Source organism: Pseudomonas sp. E45-MNA-CIBAN-0222 (genome assembly GCF_040310405.1).
Classification (GTDB): domain Bacteria; phylum Pseudomonadota; class Gammaproteobacteria; order Pseudomonadales; family Pseudomonadaceae; genus Stutzerimonas; species Stutzerimonas stutzeri_AC.
The window spans coordinates 202220-217024 of record NZ_JBEOPU010000004.1; the positions used below are offsets into that span (position 1 = coordinate 202220).

The 14805-nt window shown below is 66.1% G+C and carries 11 protein-coding genes; 5 read left to right on the plus strand and 6 right to left on the minus strand.

The window, feature by feature from the left end:
* Nucleotides 1–49: 49 nt before the first annotated feature.
* Entirely contained in the window at nt 50–1213 is a 1164-nt protein-coding gene (locus AAEZ08_RS08105) for a lactonase family protein (protein ID WP_500124047.1), read from the minus strand.
* A gap of 152 nt (nt 1214–1365) precedes the next feature.
* Between AAEZ08_RS08105 and AAEZ08_RS08110 the strand changes: the two genes are divergently transcribed.
* Together AAEZ08_RS08110 and AAEZ08_RS08115 are read left to right on the plus strand one after the other, a co-directional pair.
* Nucleotides 1366–2523 carry an acyl-CoA dehydrogenase family protein gene (locus AAEZ08_RS08110; RefSeq protein WP_500124048.1) on the plus strand — a complete coding sequence of 386 codons (1158 nt, stop codon included), beginning with the start codon at nt 1366–1368 and terminating at the stop codon, nt 2521–2523.
* Entirely contained in the window at nt 2520–5309 is a 2790-nt protein-coding gene (locus AAEZ08_RS08115; RefSeq protein ID WP_500124049.1) for a response regulator, read from the plus strand. The genes AAEZ08_RS08110 and AAEZ08_RS08115 overlap by 4 nt, the downstream gene beginning before the upstream one ends.
* Here the strand turns inward: AAEZ08_RS08115 and AAEZ08_RS08120 are convergent.
* Genes AAEZ08_RS08120 through AAEZ08_RS08130 form a run of 3 tightly spaced genes read right to left on the minus strand, consistent with a single transcriptional unit; the run spans nt 5272 to nt 8848 of the window.
* Entirely contained in the window at nt 5272–5493 is a 222-nt protein-coding gene (locus AAEZ08_RS08120; protein ID WP_500124050.1) for a hypothetical protein, read from the minus strand. The genes AAEZ08_RS08115 and AAEZ08_RS08120 overlap by 38 nt on opposite strands.
* A complete protein-coding gene (locus tag AAEZ08_RS08125) occupies nt 5490–6617 on the minus strand; it encodes a PepSY-associated TM helix domain-containing protein (RefSeq protein WP_500124051.1) in 1128 nt (375 codons plus the stop codon). The genes AAEZ08_RS08120 and AAEZ08_RS08125 overlap by 4 nt, the downstream gene beginning before the upstream one ends.
* Nucleotides 6617–8848 (minus strand): TonB-dependent receptor, encoded by a 2232-nt coding sequence (locus AAEZ08_RS08130; RefSeq protein ID WP_500124052.1) that lies wholly within the window; start codon nt 8846–8848, stop codon nt 6617–6619. The genes AAEZ08_RS08125 and AAEZ08_RS08130 overlap by 1 nt, the downstream gene beginning before the upstream one ends.
* A 288-nt stretch (nt 8849–9136) precedes the next feature.
* Between AAEZ08_RS08130 and AAEZ08_RS08135 the strand changes: the two genes are divergently transcribed.
* From AAEZ08_RS08135 to AAEZ08_RS08145, 3 genes are all read left to right on the plus strand, one after another.
* Entirely contained in the window at nt 9137–9595 is a 459-nt protein-coding gene (locus tag AAEZ08_RS08135; RefSeq protein WP_500124053.1) for a YybH family protein, read from the plus strand.
* Nucleotides 9596–9683: 88 nt separating this feature from the next.
* Nucleotides 9684–10040: a YciI family protein gene (locus AAEZ08_RS08140; protein WP_500124054.1), complete on the plus strand. Its 357-nt coding sequence runs from the start codon at nt 9684–9686 to the stop codon at nt 10038–10040.
* Between the two features lie 2 nt (nt 10041–10042).
* On the plus strand, nt 10043–11284 hold the full coding sequence (locus tag AAEZ08_RS08145) for an RNA polymerase sigma factor (RefSeq protein ID WP_500124056.1): 1242 nt from the start codon (nt 10043–10045) through the stop codon (nt 11282–11284).
* Nucleotides 11285–11582: 298 nt separating this feature from the next.
* Here AAEZ08_RS08145 and AAEZ08_RS08150 read toward each other — a convergent pair whose 3' ends face one another.
* Together AAEZ08_RS08150 and AAEZ08_RS08155 are read right to left on the minus strand one after the other, a co-directional pair.
* Nucleotides 11583–12926 carry a sigma-54-dependent transcriptional regulator gene (locus AAEZ08_RS08150; RefSeq protein WP_500124057.1) on the minus strand — a complete coding sequence of 448 codons (1344 nt, stop codon included), beginning with the start codon at nt 12924–12926 and terminating at the stop codon, nt 11583–11585.
* A gap of 31 nt (nt 12927–12957) precedes the next feature.
* Nucleotides 12958–14721: a sensor histidine kinase gene (locus AAEZ08_RS08155; protein ID WP_500124058.1), complete on the minus strand. Its 1764-nt coding sequence runs from the start codon at nt 14719–14721 to the stop codon at nt 12958–12960.
* Nucleotides 14722–14805 lie beyond the last annotated feature (84 nt).

Below are 14805 nucleotides of genomic sequence, written 5' to 3' on the forward strand. Positions count from 1 at the left end.
ATTCAGGGCGCGATCGGGTCGCCTGCTGGCTGTCCTGAAACGTCGCGCTTCAGTTCGGCGCGAGCAGCTTGATATCCGACGGCCGTCCGAGCGTCAGGGTTTGCAGCGTTTCGCCCAGCAGGCCACTGTCCGGGTCGCGGCGCAGCAGCACCAGGCTGTCGCTCAGCTGATTGGCGATCAGCATGAAACGCCCGTCCGGCGTGATGGCGAATTCCCGTGGTTCGCGACCTTCGCTCGGGCGGCGCTGGATTTCGCGCAGCGTGCCGTCGGCTTCGATGGCGAAGGCGATGATGTGGTTGTAGTCGCCGCGGTCGCTGACATAGAGGAAGCGGCCATCGGCCGATGTGTGGATCGCGCCGGGTGAATGACGTACTTCGCTATCGGCCTCTTTGAGGTCCAGCAGCTGCCGGCGGGTCAGGGTGCCGTCGGTGTAGTCGAAGCCCGCCACCTGGGCGCTCAGCTCCAGGGCGAGATAGGCGTGTTTGCCATTGGGGTGGAACACCAGATGGCGCGGGCCGCTGCCCGCGGGCAGCTCGATGCTGGCGGGCTCGTCCGGCCGCAGCGGGCGTTCGGTATGGCTCGGGTCGTAGCGGTAGACGAACACCCGGTCGGCGCCCAGGTCACTGACCAACAGACGCGTGCCGTCCGGGCTGGGCACCGCCGAATGTACATGGGCCGAGCGCTGGCGTTCGGGATGCACACCGCTGGCCTGGTGCGCGGCGATCTGCGTGACCGGCAAGGGCCGGCCATCCTCGGCCAGCGGCAGGACCGCCAGGCTGCCGCCGGGGTTGGGGCGCGAACCGTAGTTGCTGACGAACAGGTAGCGACCGTCGTGACTGAGGCTGGCATGGGTGGGCTCGTCGCCGAGGGTGATGGTCTGGCCGATGGGATGGTAGTCGCCCTTGGCGTCGCGCTGCCAGGCGCCGACGCGGCCGACCGGGTCGGCATGGGCCGGGCCGTTCTCGTGGGTGGCATAGAGCCGCCCGCGTCGCTCGTCCAGCATCAGCCAGGACGGGTTGTCGCCGGCCAGTGTCTGCAGGGGTTCGGGTTCGAGCCGCCCCTGCGCGGGATCGAAGCGCAGGCGCAGCACGCCGGGGCTGTCGCTGTCGTGCGTGTAGCTGCCGATCAGAATATGCATGTCGTCGTTCCCGGCATGGGCGCCCTGGGTCAGTAGTGCGCCGGCCAGCAGAGCCAGTGCGAGTCGGAGGCGCATGGGCCGTTTGCCTTTTGCCGATGAAGTCATGCGACTATGACCGCCGTCGTGGCGTGATGCTCCCGCCGTGCGGTGGCGCGAACAATACCTGACCGCCAGGGTCTGATATGCACCCGGGTGGATGCCGGCCTTTCCAGAATCCAGGACGTCTCATGGACCATTTGCTCCCCGTTCAGCTAGTCGAATTGCAGAGCATCGCCACCGATCTGGCCGAGAATCGCATCGCCCCGCTGGCGGCCGAGGTCGACGCCGAATGCCGCTGGCCCGCCGACTCCATGCAGGCGCTCGCCGAAGCCGGCCTGCTCGGCCTGCAGGTGCCGGTCGAGCTGGGCGGCCGCGGGCAGGGGCTGCTGGGGCTTTGCGTGCTCACCGAAAGCATCGCGCGGGCCTGCCCATCGTCGGCACTGTGCTACGGCATGCATTGCGTGGCCACTGCAGTGATCGCCGCCAAGGCCACCGAGCATCAGCGCGAGCACTATCTGCGGGAGATCGCCGCGGGGCGGCACATCACCACCCTGGCACTGTCCGAGCAGGGCACCGGCGCGCATTTCTACCTGCCGGAAACCCGCCTGGATGCCGACGGCGACGAGTTCGTCATCGACGGCACCAAGCAGTTCGTCACCAACGGCGGGCATGCCGATTCCTACGTGGTTTCCACCGTGGCGGCGGACGCCGAAGCCGGCGATTTCAGCTGCCTGATCGTCGACAAGGACGGCGCCGGCATGCACTGGCTCGACGCCTGGGACGGCTTCGGCATGCGCGGCAACTCGTCCCGGCCGCTGCGCCTGGAACAGGTGCGGGTGCCGGCGCGCAACCTGCTCGGCGAGCCGGGCGATCAGGTCTGGTACGTGTTCGAAGTGGTGGCGCCGTTCTTCCTCATGGCCATGGCCGGCACCTACCTGGGCATCGCTCAGGCTGCGCTGGACGAGGCGGGCCTGCACCTGCACTCGCGTCGCTACAGCCATTCCGGCGAGTCCCTGCGCGACGTGGAGACGCTGCAGGTGCGCTATGGCGAACTCTGGACCGAGCTGGTGAAAACCCGCGCGCTGGTGCGTGAGGCCGCACGCCGTGGCGATGCCGCGCACCCCGAGGCGCTGCCATACATTCTGGCGTGCAAGACCGAAGCGGCGGAAACCGCCGTGCGCCTGGCGAACGAGGCAATGTCCCTTTGCGGCGGTGCGGCGTATCGAGAAAACAGTCGCGTTGCCCGTCTGCTGCGCGATGCGCGAGCAGGGCATGTCATGACGCCCACTACGGGCCTGCTCAAACTCTGGACTGGCCGCAGCCTGCTGGGGCTGCCACTGCTATGAGCGAGCTGCTGCTCGACCAGGTTGTGCTGCTGGAGGCGGGCGACGCTGCCCTGCGTGAGCAGGTCGGTAGCTGGGCTGTATCACAGGGCCTGCAGCTGCGCTGCTTCGGGTCTGATGCACTGCTGGCCGATGAGAGCCAGCCGGCACTGGTGCTGCTCGGCCCCAATCTGCCGCGTCCAGTGGCATTGGCTCGCCAGCTGCGCAGTCATTGGAAGACGGCCCAGTTGCTGTTTCTATGCAACGAAGGGCAGTCAAGCGCGCTGCACCGCGAGCTGGGCCCTGCGCCCTTGCTTGGCCCCTGTTGGTCCGTCGTTTCCGTTGGCGGCATATCGCTGGAGCAGCAGCTCGATCAGGCGCTGGCTGGCGTACGCCGTCGGGCGCGGTTGCGTACCACCCTGGCACGAGTCAATGCTGCCGTCGAAGGTACCCAGGCGGCCACGCGTCCGTCGGCCACGGCGGACCTTTACCTGCATCACTTCATCGACGCGGCGCGCGACGCCATCGTCGGCCTCGACCGTGCGGGAGCGGTGCTTTACTGGAGTGCCGGTGCCGCCGAGTTGTTTGGCCTGGCCCGTGCCGAGGTATTGAGGCGATCTGCGAGCGCACTGCCGTTCTGGAGTGCTGAACTGGGTCAAGCATTGGCCCGCGTACAGGATTGCGACACCACGCTGACCCTGCAGCAGGACGACACGGCCCGCGGGCGGACGTTGGAAATCGTCGTGGCCGCGGTCTGCTCCGCAGATGGTGCGGTGGTCGGCGCAGCCCTGACCCTGCGCGATGTTTCGGCACTGGTTGCCGAGCGCCGTGCCAGTGAATTGCACGGGCGTCAGCTCAGCGAGGAGCGCGCCCACCTGCAACGGCTGTTCGACCAGGCGCCGGGCTTCATCGCGATCACCGAAGGCCCGATGCACGAGTTGAAGATCGCCAATCGCGCCTTCCATGAGCTGGTCGGCGCCCGTGAGCTGCTCGGCCTGCCTGCCTACAAGGCCTTTCCGCAGCTGGAGAGCCGTGCGCTGTCCGACCTGCTGCAGCAGGTCTATGTCACCGGGCGCCCCTACCTCGGCCGCCACCTCGCAGTGCGCGTGCGTCCGCAGCCCGGCGGCAAGGCTGAGCGACGCTATGTGAATTTCGTCTTTCAGCCAGTTTTCAGCGAGGACGAGCAGGTCAGCGGCATTTTCTGCCAAGGCCATGACGTTACCGCTCAGGTACTGGCACAGCAGGCGCTGCAGCGCTCCAGCGAACGCCTGCAGGAACTGGTCGAGGAGCGCACCCGCGAACTCGAACTCAGCCGCCAGGCGCTGTATCAGTCGCAGAAACTCGAAGCGATCGGCAAGCTCACCGGTGGTGTGGCCCACGACTTCAACAACGTGCTGCAAGTGATTGCCGGCAACCTGCAATTGCTGCAGCCATTGGTAGAAGACAATCGCTCCGCTGCCAAACGGGTCGATGCTGCCGGTTCGGCCGTCGAACGCGGCGCCAAGCTCGCGCGACAACTACTGGCCTTTGCTCGCCGCCAGCCGTTGCGTCCGCAGCCGACCAATCTCGGCAGGCTGCTGCGGGATCTCGACGAGTTGCTGCGTCAGGCGCTGGGCGAGCGCATCGAGATCGAAACCGTGGTAGCGGGTGGGCTGTGGACCACCATGGTCGACCCCAATCAGCTGGAACAGGTCGTGCTCAACCTGGCGATCAACGCCCGCGATGCCATGCCCGAGGGCGGCAAGCTGACCCTGGAGCTGGGTAACGCGATGCTCGACGAGTACTACACCGGCACTCAGATCGACGTTGCGCCCGGCCAGTACGTGCTGCTGGCGGTATCCGACACCGGCGTTGGCATGCCCGCTGAAGTCATCGAGCAGGCCTTCGAACCATTCTTCACCACCAAGCCCGAAGGCCACGGCACCGGGCTGGGGCTGAGCATGGCGTACGGCTTCGCCAAGCAGAGTGGCGGGCATATCCGCCTGTACAGCGAGCCGGGCGCCGGCACGAGCGTAAAGCTCTACCTGCCGCGCACCGAGCAGCCCGAAATGCAGGTCCAGCAGTCCACCGTCGGGCCGGTGGTGGGTGGTAGTGAAACCATTCTGGTGGTCGAAGATGATCTGCCGGTGCAGGCCACGGTGATCGAGCTGCTGACCGGCCTTGGCTACTCGGTGCTGCGCGCCAACGATGCGCAGAGCGCCTTGAGCATCCTGCAGAGCGGCCTTCCCATTGATCTTCTATTCACCGATGTGGTCATGCCCGGGCCGTTGAGCAGCACCGAACTGGCGCGTCAGGCGCGTCTGCTGCTGCCGGAAATCGCCGTGCTGTTCACCTCCGGCTACACGCGCAATGCCATCGTGCATGGTGGGCGCCTTGATCCGGGCGTGGAGTTGCTGAGCAAGCCCTATCGGCAGGAGGACCTGGCGCGCAAGGTGCGCCAGTTGTTGGGTACGCAGCACAGCGACGACAAACCCATCGAGCAGCAGTGGGTAATGGTGGTGGAGGACCAGCCGCAGCTGCTCACGCTGGCCTGCGAAATGGTCGAGGAGCTGGGCTACCGCACTTGCGGCTATCCCAACGCGGAAGCGGCCGCGCAGGGGCTGCACGAGCAGCGTTTCGATTACCTGTTACTGGACGTCAATCTGCCAGGCCGATCCGGCCCCGACTTCGCAGCCGAGGCCCTGAGAACTCAACCATGGCTGCGGCTGGTATTCGTCTCCGGTGAAGGCTGTATCGACAGCAACCTGCCGGCGCGTTCGTTGCCCAAGCCGTTCAGCTTCGATCAGCTCGCCGAGATCCTGCAGCTGTAACAACGCCGTTGCGCTGCGGTGGGCGGGCGCCGCTACGTGACAAGCCCTGCAGGCCGATGGCGACGGGTACCGCCAGAGCCAGCCAGCTCAGCCAGTCGCCCGCGCCTTCGGAGACCAGCCCGGCGATCAGCCCGAGCGTGGACAGCACGCCGATCAGCACCGGCCACAACCAGATGCGCATCATGAGCGCACCTCCGTCGCGCTGCGTTTGAGCCACAGGTACAGGCCGCTGCCGAGCACGACGATGGTGAGGATGTCCAACAGCCCCCAGAGGATTTTCAGCGGCAGGCCGCCGTAATCGCCGAAATGCAGCGGTTCGGACAACTGCAGCGCGGTGACATACCAGGGGCGGGCGCCGGCTTCGAGCACCTCGCCGTCGGCCGGGTCGACCAGCAGCGCCTGGGTCAGGCGCGAGGTCAGCGGCGTGTCGCCGCGCAGGATCACCGCAACGTGGTCCGGCGTGGCGCGCAGCGTGCCGGGGTAAGCGATCATTGCTATCGCCATGTCTGGAGCAGCGGCCAGTACACGGTCGACTGCAGTCTGCAGCGAGCCGTCCGCAGCGGGTGCATCACCGGCATCGGCGGCCAGCAGTACTCGCGTTTTGCCGGCTTGAAGCGCCGCGACCTGCTCAGCCTGCCAGGCCTGGAAGATCAGGTCCGCCCAGGTATTGATCACACCGGTAAAGCCAACCGCCAGCGCCCATACCAGGGTGACGATACCGAGCAGGTTGTGCAGATCCAGCCAGCGGGTGCGGGTGGTACGTTCTTGGCGCACTTCGCCGAAGCGCAGCTTGCGCATGAAGGGCGCGTAGAGCACCACGCCAGAGATGATCGCCACCATCAGCAGCAGGCCCATGAAACCGAGGAACAGCTTGCCCGCCAGCCCCGCGTAGAGGTCGACATGCAGCCGATACATCACGCTCATGAAGCCTTCGTCGAAGTTCGGCGCGCCGAGCACCTCGGCGCTGCGGGCATCGGAGAGGATCAGCGTGGACCCGCTTTCATCAGTGTCGACCCGCGTGTCGAGCTTGACGTACCAGACGTCCGGATCGTCCTCCTCGGCGAAGAAGTACAGCGGCACCAGGCCCGGATAGGCTTTCACCGCTTCGGCCGCAACCCGGTCGACCGAAGCGCGCGGCGTACCATCCGGCATCTCCGGCGCTTCGATTTCGTTGCCGGTGAGGTGATCGATCTCGTGGGAGAAGATCAGCGGCAAGCCGGTCAGGCATAGCATCAGGATGAACAGCGTGCAGACGAGGCTGGACCACTTGTGGACCCAGCCCCACCGCCGCAGGGTGACTGCCTGCATCAGAAGTCGACCGTGGCGCTGACGGAAAGCGTGCGCGGGGCGCCGAGGACCATGTAATTGGCGTTCGGATAGCCACCCACTGAGGCCCAGTAATCACGGCCGGTGGCGTTATCCAGGCGGGCGCGCAGGGTCACGTCACGCTCGTCGATCACCATACGGTAGCGGGCGCCAAGGTCCAGGCGGGTCCAGGAAGGGATTTCGAGGTCATTTGCCGTATCGGCGTACTGGCTGCCGGTGTAGACGAGACGACTGGTCAGGGTCAGACCATTGGTGCCGGGTACGTCCCATTCGCCGCCAATATTTGCCTGGGTGCGTGGCACGCCGATGGCACGGTTGCCCTCGTTGAGACCGTCCTGGGTGCTGGTCAGCTCTGCATCGAGCAATGTCAGGCCGCCCAGCAGGCGCACACCGTAGGTCGGTTCACCGAACACCGACAGCTCGATACCGCGGTTGCGCTGCTCGCCGCCGTCGGTATAGACGCCCCTCGTGACGCCGCCAATGGTTTCGATACCTTCAACGGTGCTGAATGGCCGGTCAGTGGTGAACACGGCCAGGCTGCCGCCGAGGTTACCGCCGTCATACTTGATACCGACTTCGGTCTGCTTCGAAACGTAAGGCTCCAAGGCGTCGCCAGCATTGTTGATCGTGACGCCTCCGCTGGTAGCCGGTGCGATATCGCCTTTGACCAAGCCTTCGATGTAGTTGGCATAGACCGAAACCTCGTCGGTCAGCTGATACACCACGCCGGCGACCGGGCTGTTCTTGTAGCGGTTGTAGGAAGGCAAACGGTCACCGCTGTTGTAGTCGTAGCTCTTGGCTTCGATGCCCTGGCGGCGGGCGCCAAGGGTGACCAGCAGACGGTCATCCATGAAGCCCAGGGTATCGGCGATGGCCAGACTCTGGGTGTGGGTTCGCTCTGTGACGTTGGGGTTGGACATCGAGCCGCCCAGCCAGACAGCATCCGGCATCGCGGCGGCGAATGGCCGATAGATATCTGCTGCATAGTTGCCCGACATGGCGTAGGCGTTGCGGGCTTCCAGATCGAACATGGCTGCCGACATCACCCATTCGTGGGACACGTCGCCAGTTCTGCCGCGGGCGCGCAGGCCCACTTCGCTGGTGAATACCTCCTCCTCACGCACGTTGTCGAAGCGGTAGAAGGTGCCGGCGCCCGAACTGCCTGCGGTCATGCTTGCCAACCGATTCTTTTCCTCGCCCTCACGCACGCCGGCTGCGAGCCAGCCGGTTACGGCATCGGAGAAGTCATATTCGGCGCGGAAGGTGCCGAAAGTTTGCTTTTCCTTCGAATAGGTCCAAGGCTGGGCGAAGTTGTCGTCGGCATCCGGCGCGCTGGGAATACCACCGCTTGGGGTGACGCTCGGCCGCGGGTTGTCGATGAAGTGATACTGGTGACCGATGTCGCCGGAGAGGCGGAAGTTGTCGCCCTGGTAGTCGAGGCCGAGGGCGAACATGTCGAGGGTGCGATCCTCGTCCTCAACCGTGGTTTCGCCAGCGCGCTTGGCTGCGTTCAGGCGCACACCGAAGCGCTCCTCTTCGCCGAAGCGACGGGCGATATCGGCGTGGGTCATGGCTTGGCCACCGTTTTCGGCACCGACGGTCAGTCGCGTCAGCGGCTCGTTCGGCGCGCGCTTGGGCAGAATGTTGATCGCCCCGCCGATGCCGCTGCCGCCTGGCGCCGCGCCGTTGAGGAAGGTGTTGGCACCGCGGAACACTTCCACGCGCTCGATGAACTCGGCGGCCACGTACTGGCGCGGCAGCAGGCCGTAGAGGCCGTTGTAGGAAATATCGTCGGAGTACACCGGGAAGCCGCGTACCACGTACAGCTCCTGGAAGTTGCCGAAGCCGCGGGCGACGCGCACCGAGGGGTCGTTCTGCAGCACGTCGGACACGCTGCGCGCCTGCTGATCCTGGATCAGCTGCGAGGTATAGGACGTCGAGGTGAACGGCGTTTCCATGTAATCGCGGTTGCCGAGAATACCCACGCGCCCACCGCGTGCGACCTGTTCGCCCGCATAAGGCTGGGTCAGGCCGTCTGCAGAGGCGTCGGCGCTGGCCGTGATCTCCACTGATTGCAGCTCGACCGGCTCGGCTGCTGTGCTCTGGGGCTGGTCCTCGAGTCGTTCCTGAGCAATGAGCGGCGAACCAGCGAAGCTGGCGGCGAGGCAGACGGGCAGCAGTGCAGTTTTGCGCGGGAAGCGGAGAGTGGGCATGGGAACCTGACCGGGTGTTGAGCGTGGCTGTGGCGGATAAAGGCACGGTGAGGGCTTTCGAGCGCGTGCCATCTGAGAGCCACTATCATATTTCAACAATAATAATTCGCAACATCATTCCGGCAGTCGGTACGCCTTTGAAAAGTGCCGCCGCCTGACGCGGTGGTCTAGCTCAACAGGTCAGCTGTGCTCCGTGATCTCCGAAAAAAGACTGCGCGCTTGTCGATTCGCCAGTGTGCCGACCGACTAGCTGGTGAACCCCGTTCAAACCGATCAGAGGAGACGGATATGAACAGCCAGAATAGCCAGGACGAGAGCGCCATTCGCCAGCTGCACAGAACGTTTGAACAGGCCACCAAGGCCAAAGATCTCGACCGGATCATGGCGCAGTACGCCGACGACGTAGTCGCCTTCGATGCGGTCGGCGCACTGCAATTCAAGGGCGTTGAGGAATACCGGGCGCACTGGCAGCGCTGCTTCGAGTTCTGTCAGGGCGAAGGTTTCTTCGAGACCCATGAACTGCATGTGGATGTCGGCGGCGAGCTGGCCTGCAGCCGCATGCTTACCCATTGTGGCGGACCCAACGCCGAAGGCGAGCTGCAGACCGCCTGGATGCGCGGCACGCGGGTCTGGGCGCGGCGCGATGGCGAGTGGAAGGTGATCCACGAGCATTTCTCGATGCCCTTCGATATGCAGACCGGCCAGGTGTGCATGGATCAGGCACCGTCGCAGCAACAGACCGGTTGAGGCTGGTCTGCGGTCTTCGTCGCGTGATCGGGCGAGGTCGCTCAATGGCTGCTAGCTTTGCTCCGTTGCCGGCAGACGGAGCCCCGCCATGAACTACCTGTGCCTGATCTATTACGACGAACAGCTTGTGGATGCGATGACCGACGAGCAGTGGCATGCGCTGGTCGCGCGTTGCCTGAGCTGTGCCGAAGAGCTGCGTGCCAGCGGCCACATGCTCGCCGGCGAGCCGCTGCAGTCGGTGCGAACCGCACGCACGGTGCGCGTGCGTGACGGCGTCACCTCGGTTGTCGACGGCCCGTTCGCCGAAACCCGCGAGCAGCTGGCGGGCTTCTACTTGATCGAGGCGGCGGATCAGCAGGAGGCCGAGGCCATCGCGGCGAAGATTCCGCCGGCCAGTCTTGGCTGCGTCGAGGTCCGGCCGTTGCGCCAGCTGCCGCAGCGCTGAGCATGCCGCTGACCGGACATTTCACGGCGGCGCGGGTAGAGGCGGTCTACCGCAGCGAATCGCGGCGCGTGCTGGCCACGCTGATTCGTCTGCTGGGCGACTTCGATCGTGCCGAAGAGGCCTTGCACGATGCGTTCGCCGCGGCCTTGCAGCAGTGGCCGCGCGATGGCGTTCCGGACAATCCGCGCGCCTGGCTGGTTTCCGCCGGCCGCTTCAAGGCCATCGATGCTCTGCGCCGCCGGGCGCGCTTCGATGCCTCGTTGCAGCTGCTGGCCGAACAGCTGGAAGACGCGGCGCAGGCAGTGGAGGTCGATGAGATGGAAGACGACCGTCTGCGGCTGATCTTCACCTGCTGTCATCCGGCTCTGCCGGCCGATGGTCGCGTGGCGCTGACCCTGCGTGAAGTCTGCGACCTGACCACCGAGGAGATCGCCCGAGCCTTTCTGGCTCCGCCGGCCACCATTGCCCAGCGCATCGTGCGCGCCAAGGCGAAGATCCGTGACGCCCAGCTGCCCTATCGGGTGCCCGAGCGCACCGAGCTGCCGGCGCGTCTGGAGAGCGTGCTGCGGGTGGTCTATCTGGTGTTCAACGAGGGTTACTCAGCTTCGGCCGGCGTCGAGCTGACCCGCGCCGACCTTTGTGCCGAGGCAATTCGCCTGGGCCGACTGCTCCTCGAACTGTTGCCCAATGCCGAAGTGATGGGCCTGCTGGCGCTGATGCTCTTGCACGATGCCCGCCGGGCTGCGCGCACCGATGCGGCCGGCGAGCTGGTGCGGCTGGACGAGCAGGATCGCAGCCTGTGGAACCGGCAGCAAATTGCCGAAGGATCGCAGTTGGTGCAGCTGGCGCTGACCGGTCGCGCGTTCGGCGCCTACGCGCTGCAGGCCGCTATCGTCGCCGTGCATGCCGAAGCGCCTAGCGCCGCGCAGACCGATTGGCCGCAGATCGTCCGGCTCTACGACGTGCTGCTGCAGTTGAGCCCGTCGCCGGTGGTGGAGCTGAACCGCGCGGTGGCCGTGGCCATGCGCGATGGGCCTGGAACGGGGCTGAGGTTGGCCGATGAGCTGCTCGATCGTGGCGTGCTGCAGGATTACCACCTGCTGCACTCGGCCCGCGCTGACTTTTGCCGCCGTCTCGGGCGCCTGGATGAAGCGCGCGAAGCCTACCGGCGTGCATTGCAACTGGCGCAACTGGAACCGGAGCGACGCTTTTTGCAGCAGCGGCTGGATGAGCTGGACAGTTGATCCAACGGTTCCACGCTCACGCGGCAGTGCTCCCGCGCGGAGCATGAGCGCTCAGACGTAGGATGGGCTTTAGCCCATCAATTACGCTTCGGCAGCGTGCTCGTTGGCGTTCGTCACGCCACGTCGCCGAGCGCTGGTGGGCTAAAACCCACCCTACAAGGTGGCGCGCCGAACGCTGGTGGGTTGAAAGTAGATGGTTCCCGCGCTTCCGAGTTGCGTACCCCCGTAAGAGCGCTCAGACGTAGGGTGGCGCCGCGTTACGGGGGGCTGGCAGTGAGGCGGTGCGAGCACGCCGTGATCAGGAGTCGCCACTACCGGCCGGCAAATAATCACTGCGGCTCAGCCCATGGCGCTGCATCTTCTCGTTGAGGGTGCGGCGCGGCAGCTGCAGCTGGGTCATGACCTCGGTGATGTTGCCTTTGCACTGCTGCAGGGCGTTGTGCAGGCATTGCGCCTCGAAGGCTTCCATCTGCTCGGCCAACGACTGGCCGCTGCTGCTCGCCGGGGCCGGGGCGCTGAGACCGAGGGCGTGGCGTTCGGCGGCGTTGATCAGTTCGCGCACGTTGCCCGGCCAGTCGTGGGCGAGCAGTTGCGTCAGTTCGCCGGGTGTCACCGGCGGGGCGGCGCGGCCGTGGCGCTGGGCGGCCTGGCTGGCGAAGTGTTCGAACAGCAGCGGAATGTCCTCACGGCGCTCGCGCAGTGGCGGGATATGCAGTTCGGCGACGTTCAGCCGGTACAGCAGATCCTCGCGGAAGCGCCCGCCGCGCACCTCTTCCAGCAGGTCCGGCTTGGCCGCGCTGATCACCCGCAAGTCGACTTCGATACTGCGGTTCGAGCCCAGCCGTTCCAGGGTCTTTTCCTGCAGCACGCGCAGCAGCTTGACCTGCTGGGCCAGCGGCATGCTTTCGATCTCGTCGAGGAACAGCGTGCCACCTGCGGCATGCTCGATGCGGCCGATGCGCTTGCCCTGGGCGCCGGTGAAGGCGCCGCTCTCGTGACCAAACAGCTCGCTTTCGAAGATGGTCTCCGGGATCGCTGCGCAGTTGAGCGCCACGAACGGCCCGCCGGCGCGCGGGCTGAAGTCATGCAGGCAGCGCGCGACCTGTTCCTTGCCGCTGCCGGTCTCGCCGCGGATCAGCACGTTGACGTCGGTCCCGGCCAGCTCCAGCACCTGGCGTCGCAGGTTATCCATGGCGCGGGACACGCCGAGCAGCTGCGATTCGATGCGGCCCTTGCGGGCGAACTGCTCGCGCAGCTGGCGGTTCTCGCAAACCAGCCGGCGCTTGTCCATGGCGCGGCGCACGCTGTCGAGCAGGCGTTCCGGGGTGAAGGGTTTTTCGATGAAGTCGTAGGCGCCCTGGCGCAGCGCCTGCACCGCCATGGGCACGTCGCCGTGGCCGGTGACCATGATCACCGGCAGGTCGGCGTCCAGCGCCACCAGCTGTTCGAGCAGGCCGAGGCCGTCGAGGTCGGGCATGCGCACGTCGCTGATCAGCACCCCTGGAAAGTCCCGATCCAGCGCCGTCAGCGCCTCGCGGGCGCGAGAGAAGGTGCGCACCTGAAAGCCGGACAGCTCCAGCCACTGCTGCACGGCCTGGCGGATCGCCGCCTCGTCGTCGATGAAGATTACCTGCCCGCTCATTGCCTGCTCCTCGCGGTCGCGTCGCGGCAGTTTACTCGGCGGCGTGCGCTTCGGCAGCCGGCAGCGTCAGGGTAAACACCGCGCCGTGCTCGTCATTGCTGACTTCCAGCGTGCCGCCCATGTCACGGACGATGCCGTAGGACACTGCCAGCCCAAGGCCAAGACCCTGGCCGACCGGTTTGGTAGTGAAAAAGGGTTCGAATACCTGATCCAGGTGCTCGCTGGGGATACCGCCGCCGTTGTCGCCCACGCTGAGCTGCCAGCTGTCGCCGGCGAGCTGACAAAGGATGCGCAGGCGTCGCTGCGGACGCCCGCTCATGGCGTCCAGCGCGTTGTGCAGCAGATTGATCAGTACCTGCTCGAGGCGGATCGCATCGCCACTGACCATGGCCTCGGCCGGCACCTGGCGGAACACCTCGACCTGCTCGCTGCGAATGCGCGGCGAGAGCAGCTGCAGGGCCTGCTCCAGCACTTCGGCCAGGCTCAGGCGCTGGCGCAGCCCGGCCGGGCTCTTGCGGGCGAAGGTCTTCAGGTGGCCGGTCAGCGCCGCCATGCGTTCGAGCAGGCCTTCGACATGCCCGAGGCCTTCGCGCACCTCGCCGTCGCGGCCGCTGTCGAGCAGCAGGCGCAGGCTGGCGAGCTGCATGCGCAATGCGGTCAGCGGCTGGTTGATCTCGTGGGCGAGGGCGGCTGACATCTGCCCCAGGGCGGCCATGCGCGCCGCATGCACCAGTTCGTCCTGGGCGGTGTGTAGCTCACGGGTGCGCTCGTGCACCAGGCGCTCCAGCTCGCTGCGGCTGCGCTGTTCGACGCGGCGGGTCTTGCCGCGTTGCGCCAGGTAGAGCAGCAGGAAGGCGAGGGTCATCCACACCCCGGCCGCGGCCAAGCGGTAGCTGCGCACGCTGGCCACCACCATCTGCGGGTCGTGCAGCAGGTGCAGCGTCCAGTCCTCCTCTGGCAGCGCCAAGCGTTGCCAGAGGTATTCGCGGCGCCCATCTGGGCCTTCTACCAGCCGCCGTTCGCTGCCCTCGGCGAGTTGTTGCACACGGCTGCTCGGCAACGGCTGCAGCGTCTGTTCGGCGTATCGTCGGGCATCGACCAGGCGGCTGCGCACCTCGTCGCTCAGCGGGCGCAGGTAGCGGAAGCGCCAGGCCGGGCGGTTGGTGAGAATGACGATATCCAGCGAATCGGCGATCAGCAGGATGCCCGGCTGGCCGACCCAGTCGCGCTGCATGTCTTCCAGTTCCAGCTTGACCACCAGCACGCCGAGCACCTCGCCGGCGGCATTCCTCACCGAGCTGGAGAGGAAGTAGCCGGGAATCCCGGTAGTGACGCCGACAGCGAAATAACGCCCGCTGTCGTTGCTCACCGCATCGCGGAAATACGGGCGGAAGGCGTAGTTGTTGCCGACGAAGCTGCTCCAGTCGCGCCAGTTGCTGGCGGCGATGGTTTCGCCGTTGCGGTCGAGCAGGTACAGCACCGAGGAGCCGGCCGCATGATTCTGCTGTTCCAGGCGCTGGTTCAGTTCGCGGCGCAAGGCACGGTTGCCCGGGTTGGCAAGCAGCCCCTGGATGTCGCTATCCAGCGCCAGCAATGCCGGCACCGAGCGGAAGCGTTCGACCTGGGTATGGATCGCCTGGGCATAGAGTTCAAGTTGCCCCTGGGATTCTTGACTGCGCTCGGCCCAGGCGCGCTGCTCGGCCAGACGCCCGGCCCAATACATGCTCAGCAGCAGGCCGATGAGAATCAGCGCCACGATCAGGGTTACACGCTGGCGGTTGGACAGTGCAGGCATGACGGCGCTCGCGACGGGACGCGCCGATGGTAAGCGATAGTCGGTGCAGATGGCGCATTGCCGAGACGCGACGTAGCACCAAAG

Excerpts from the sequence above, each read along its gene's own strand:
- AAEZ08_RS08105 (WP_500124047.1), bottom strand. The coding sequence starts at position 1,213 with ATGCGCCTCCGACTCGCACTGGCTCTGCTGGCCGGCGCACTACTGACC.
- AAEZ08_RS08110 (WP_500124048.1), top strand. The coding sequence starts at position 1,366 with ATGGACCATTTGCTCCCCGTTCAGCTAGTCGAATTGCAGAGCATCGCC.
- AAEZ08_RS08115 (WP_500124049.1), top strand. The coding sequence starts at position 2,520 with ATGAGCGAGCTGCTGCTCGACCAGGTTGTGCTGCTGGAGGCGGGCGAC.
- AAEZ08_RS08120 (WP_500124050.1), bottom strand. The coding sequence starts at position 5,493 with ATGATGCGCATCTGGTTGTGGCCGGTGCTGATCGGCGTGCTGTCCACG.
- AAEZ08_RS08125 (WP_500124051.1), bottom strand. The coding sequence starts at position 6,617 with ATGCAGGCAGTCACCCTGCGGCGGTGGGGCTGGGTCCACAAGTGGTCC.
- AAEZ08_RS08130 (WP_500124052.1), bottom strand. The coding sequence starts at position 8,848 with ATGCCCACTCTCCGCTTCCCGCGCAAAACTGCACTGCTGCCCGTCTGC.
- AAEZ08_RS08135 (WP_500124053.1), top strand. The coding sequence starts at position 9,137 with ATGAACAGCCAGAATAGCCAGGACGAGAGCGCCATTCGCCAGCTGCAC.
- AAEZ08_RS08140 (WP_500124054.1), top strand. The coding sequence starts at position 9,684 with ATGAACTACCTGTGCCTGATCTATTACGACGAACAGCTTGTGGATGCG.
- AAEZ08_RS08145 (WP_500124056.1), top strand. The coding sequence starts at position 10,043 with ATGCCGCTGACCGGACATTTCACGGCGGCGCGGGTAGAGGCGGTCTAC.
- AAEZ08_RS08150 (WP_500124057.1), bottom strand. The coding sequence starts at position 12,926 with ATGAGCGGGCAGGTAATCTTCATCGACGACGAGGCGGCGATCCGCCAG.
- AAEZ08_RS08155 (WP_500124058.1), bottom strand. The coding sequence starts at position 14,721 with ATGCCTGCACTGTCCAACCGCCAGCGTGTAACCCTGATCGTGGCGCTG.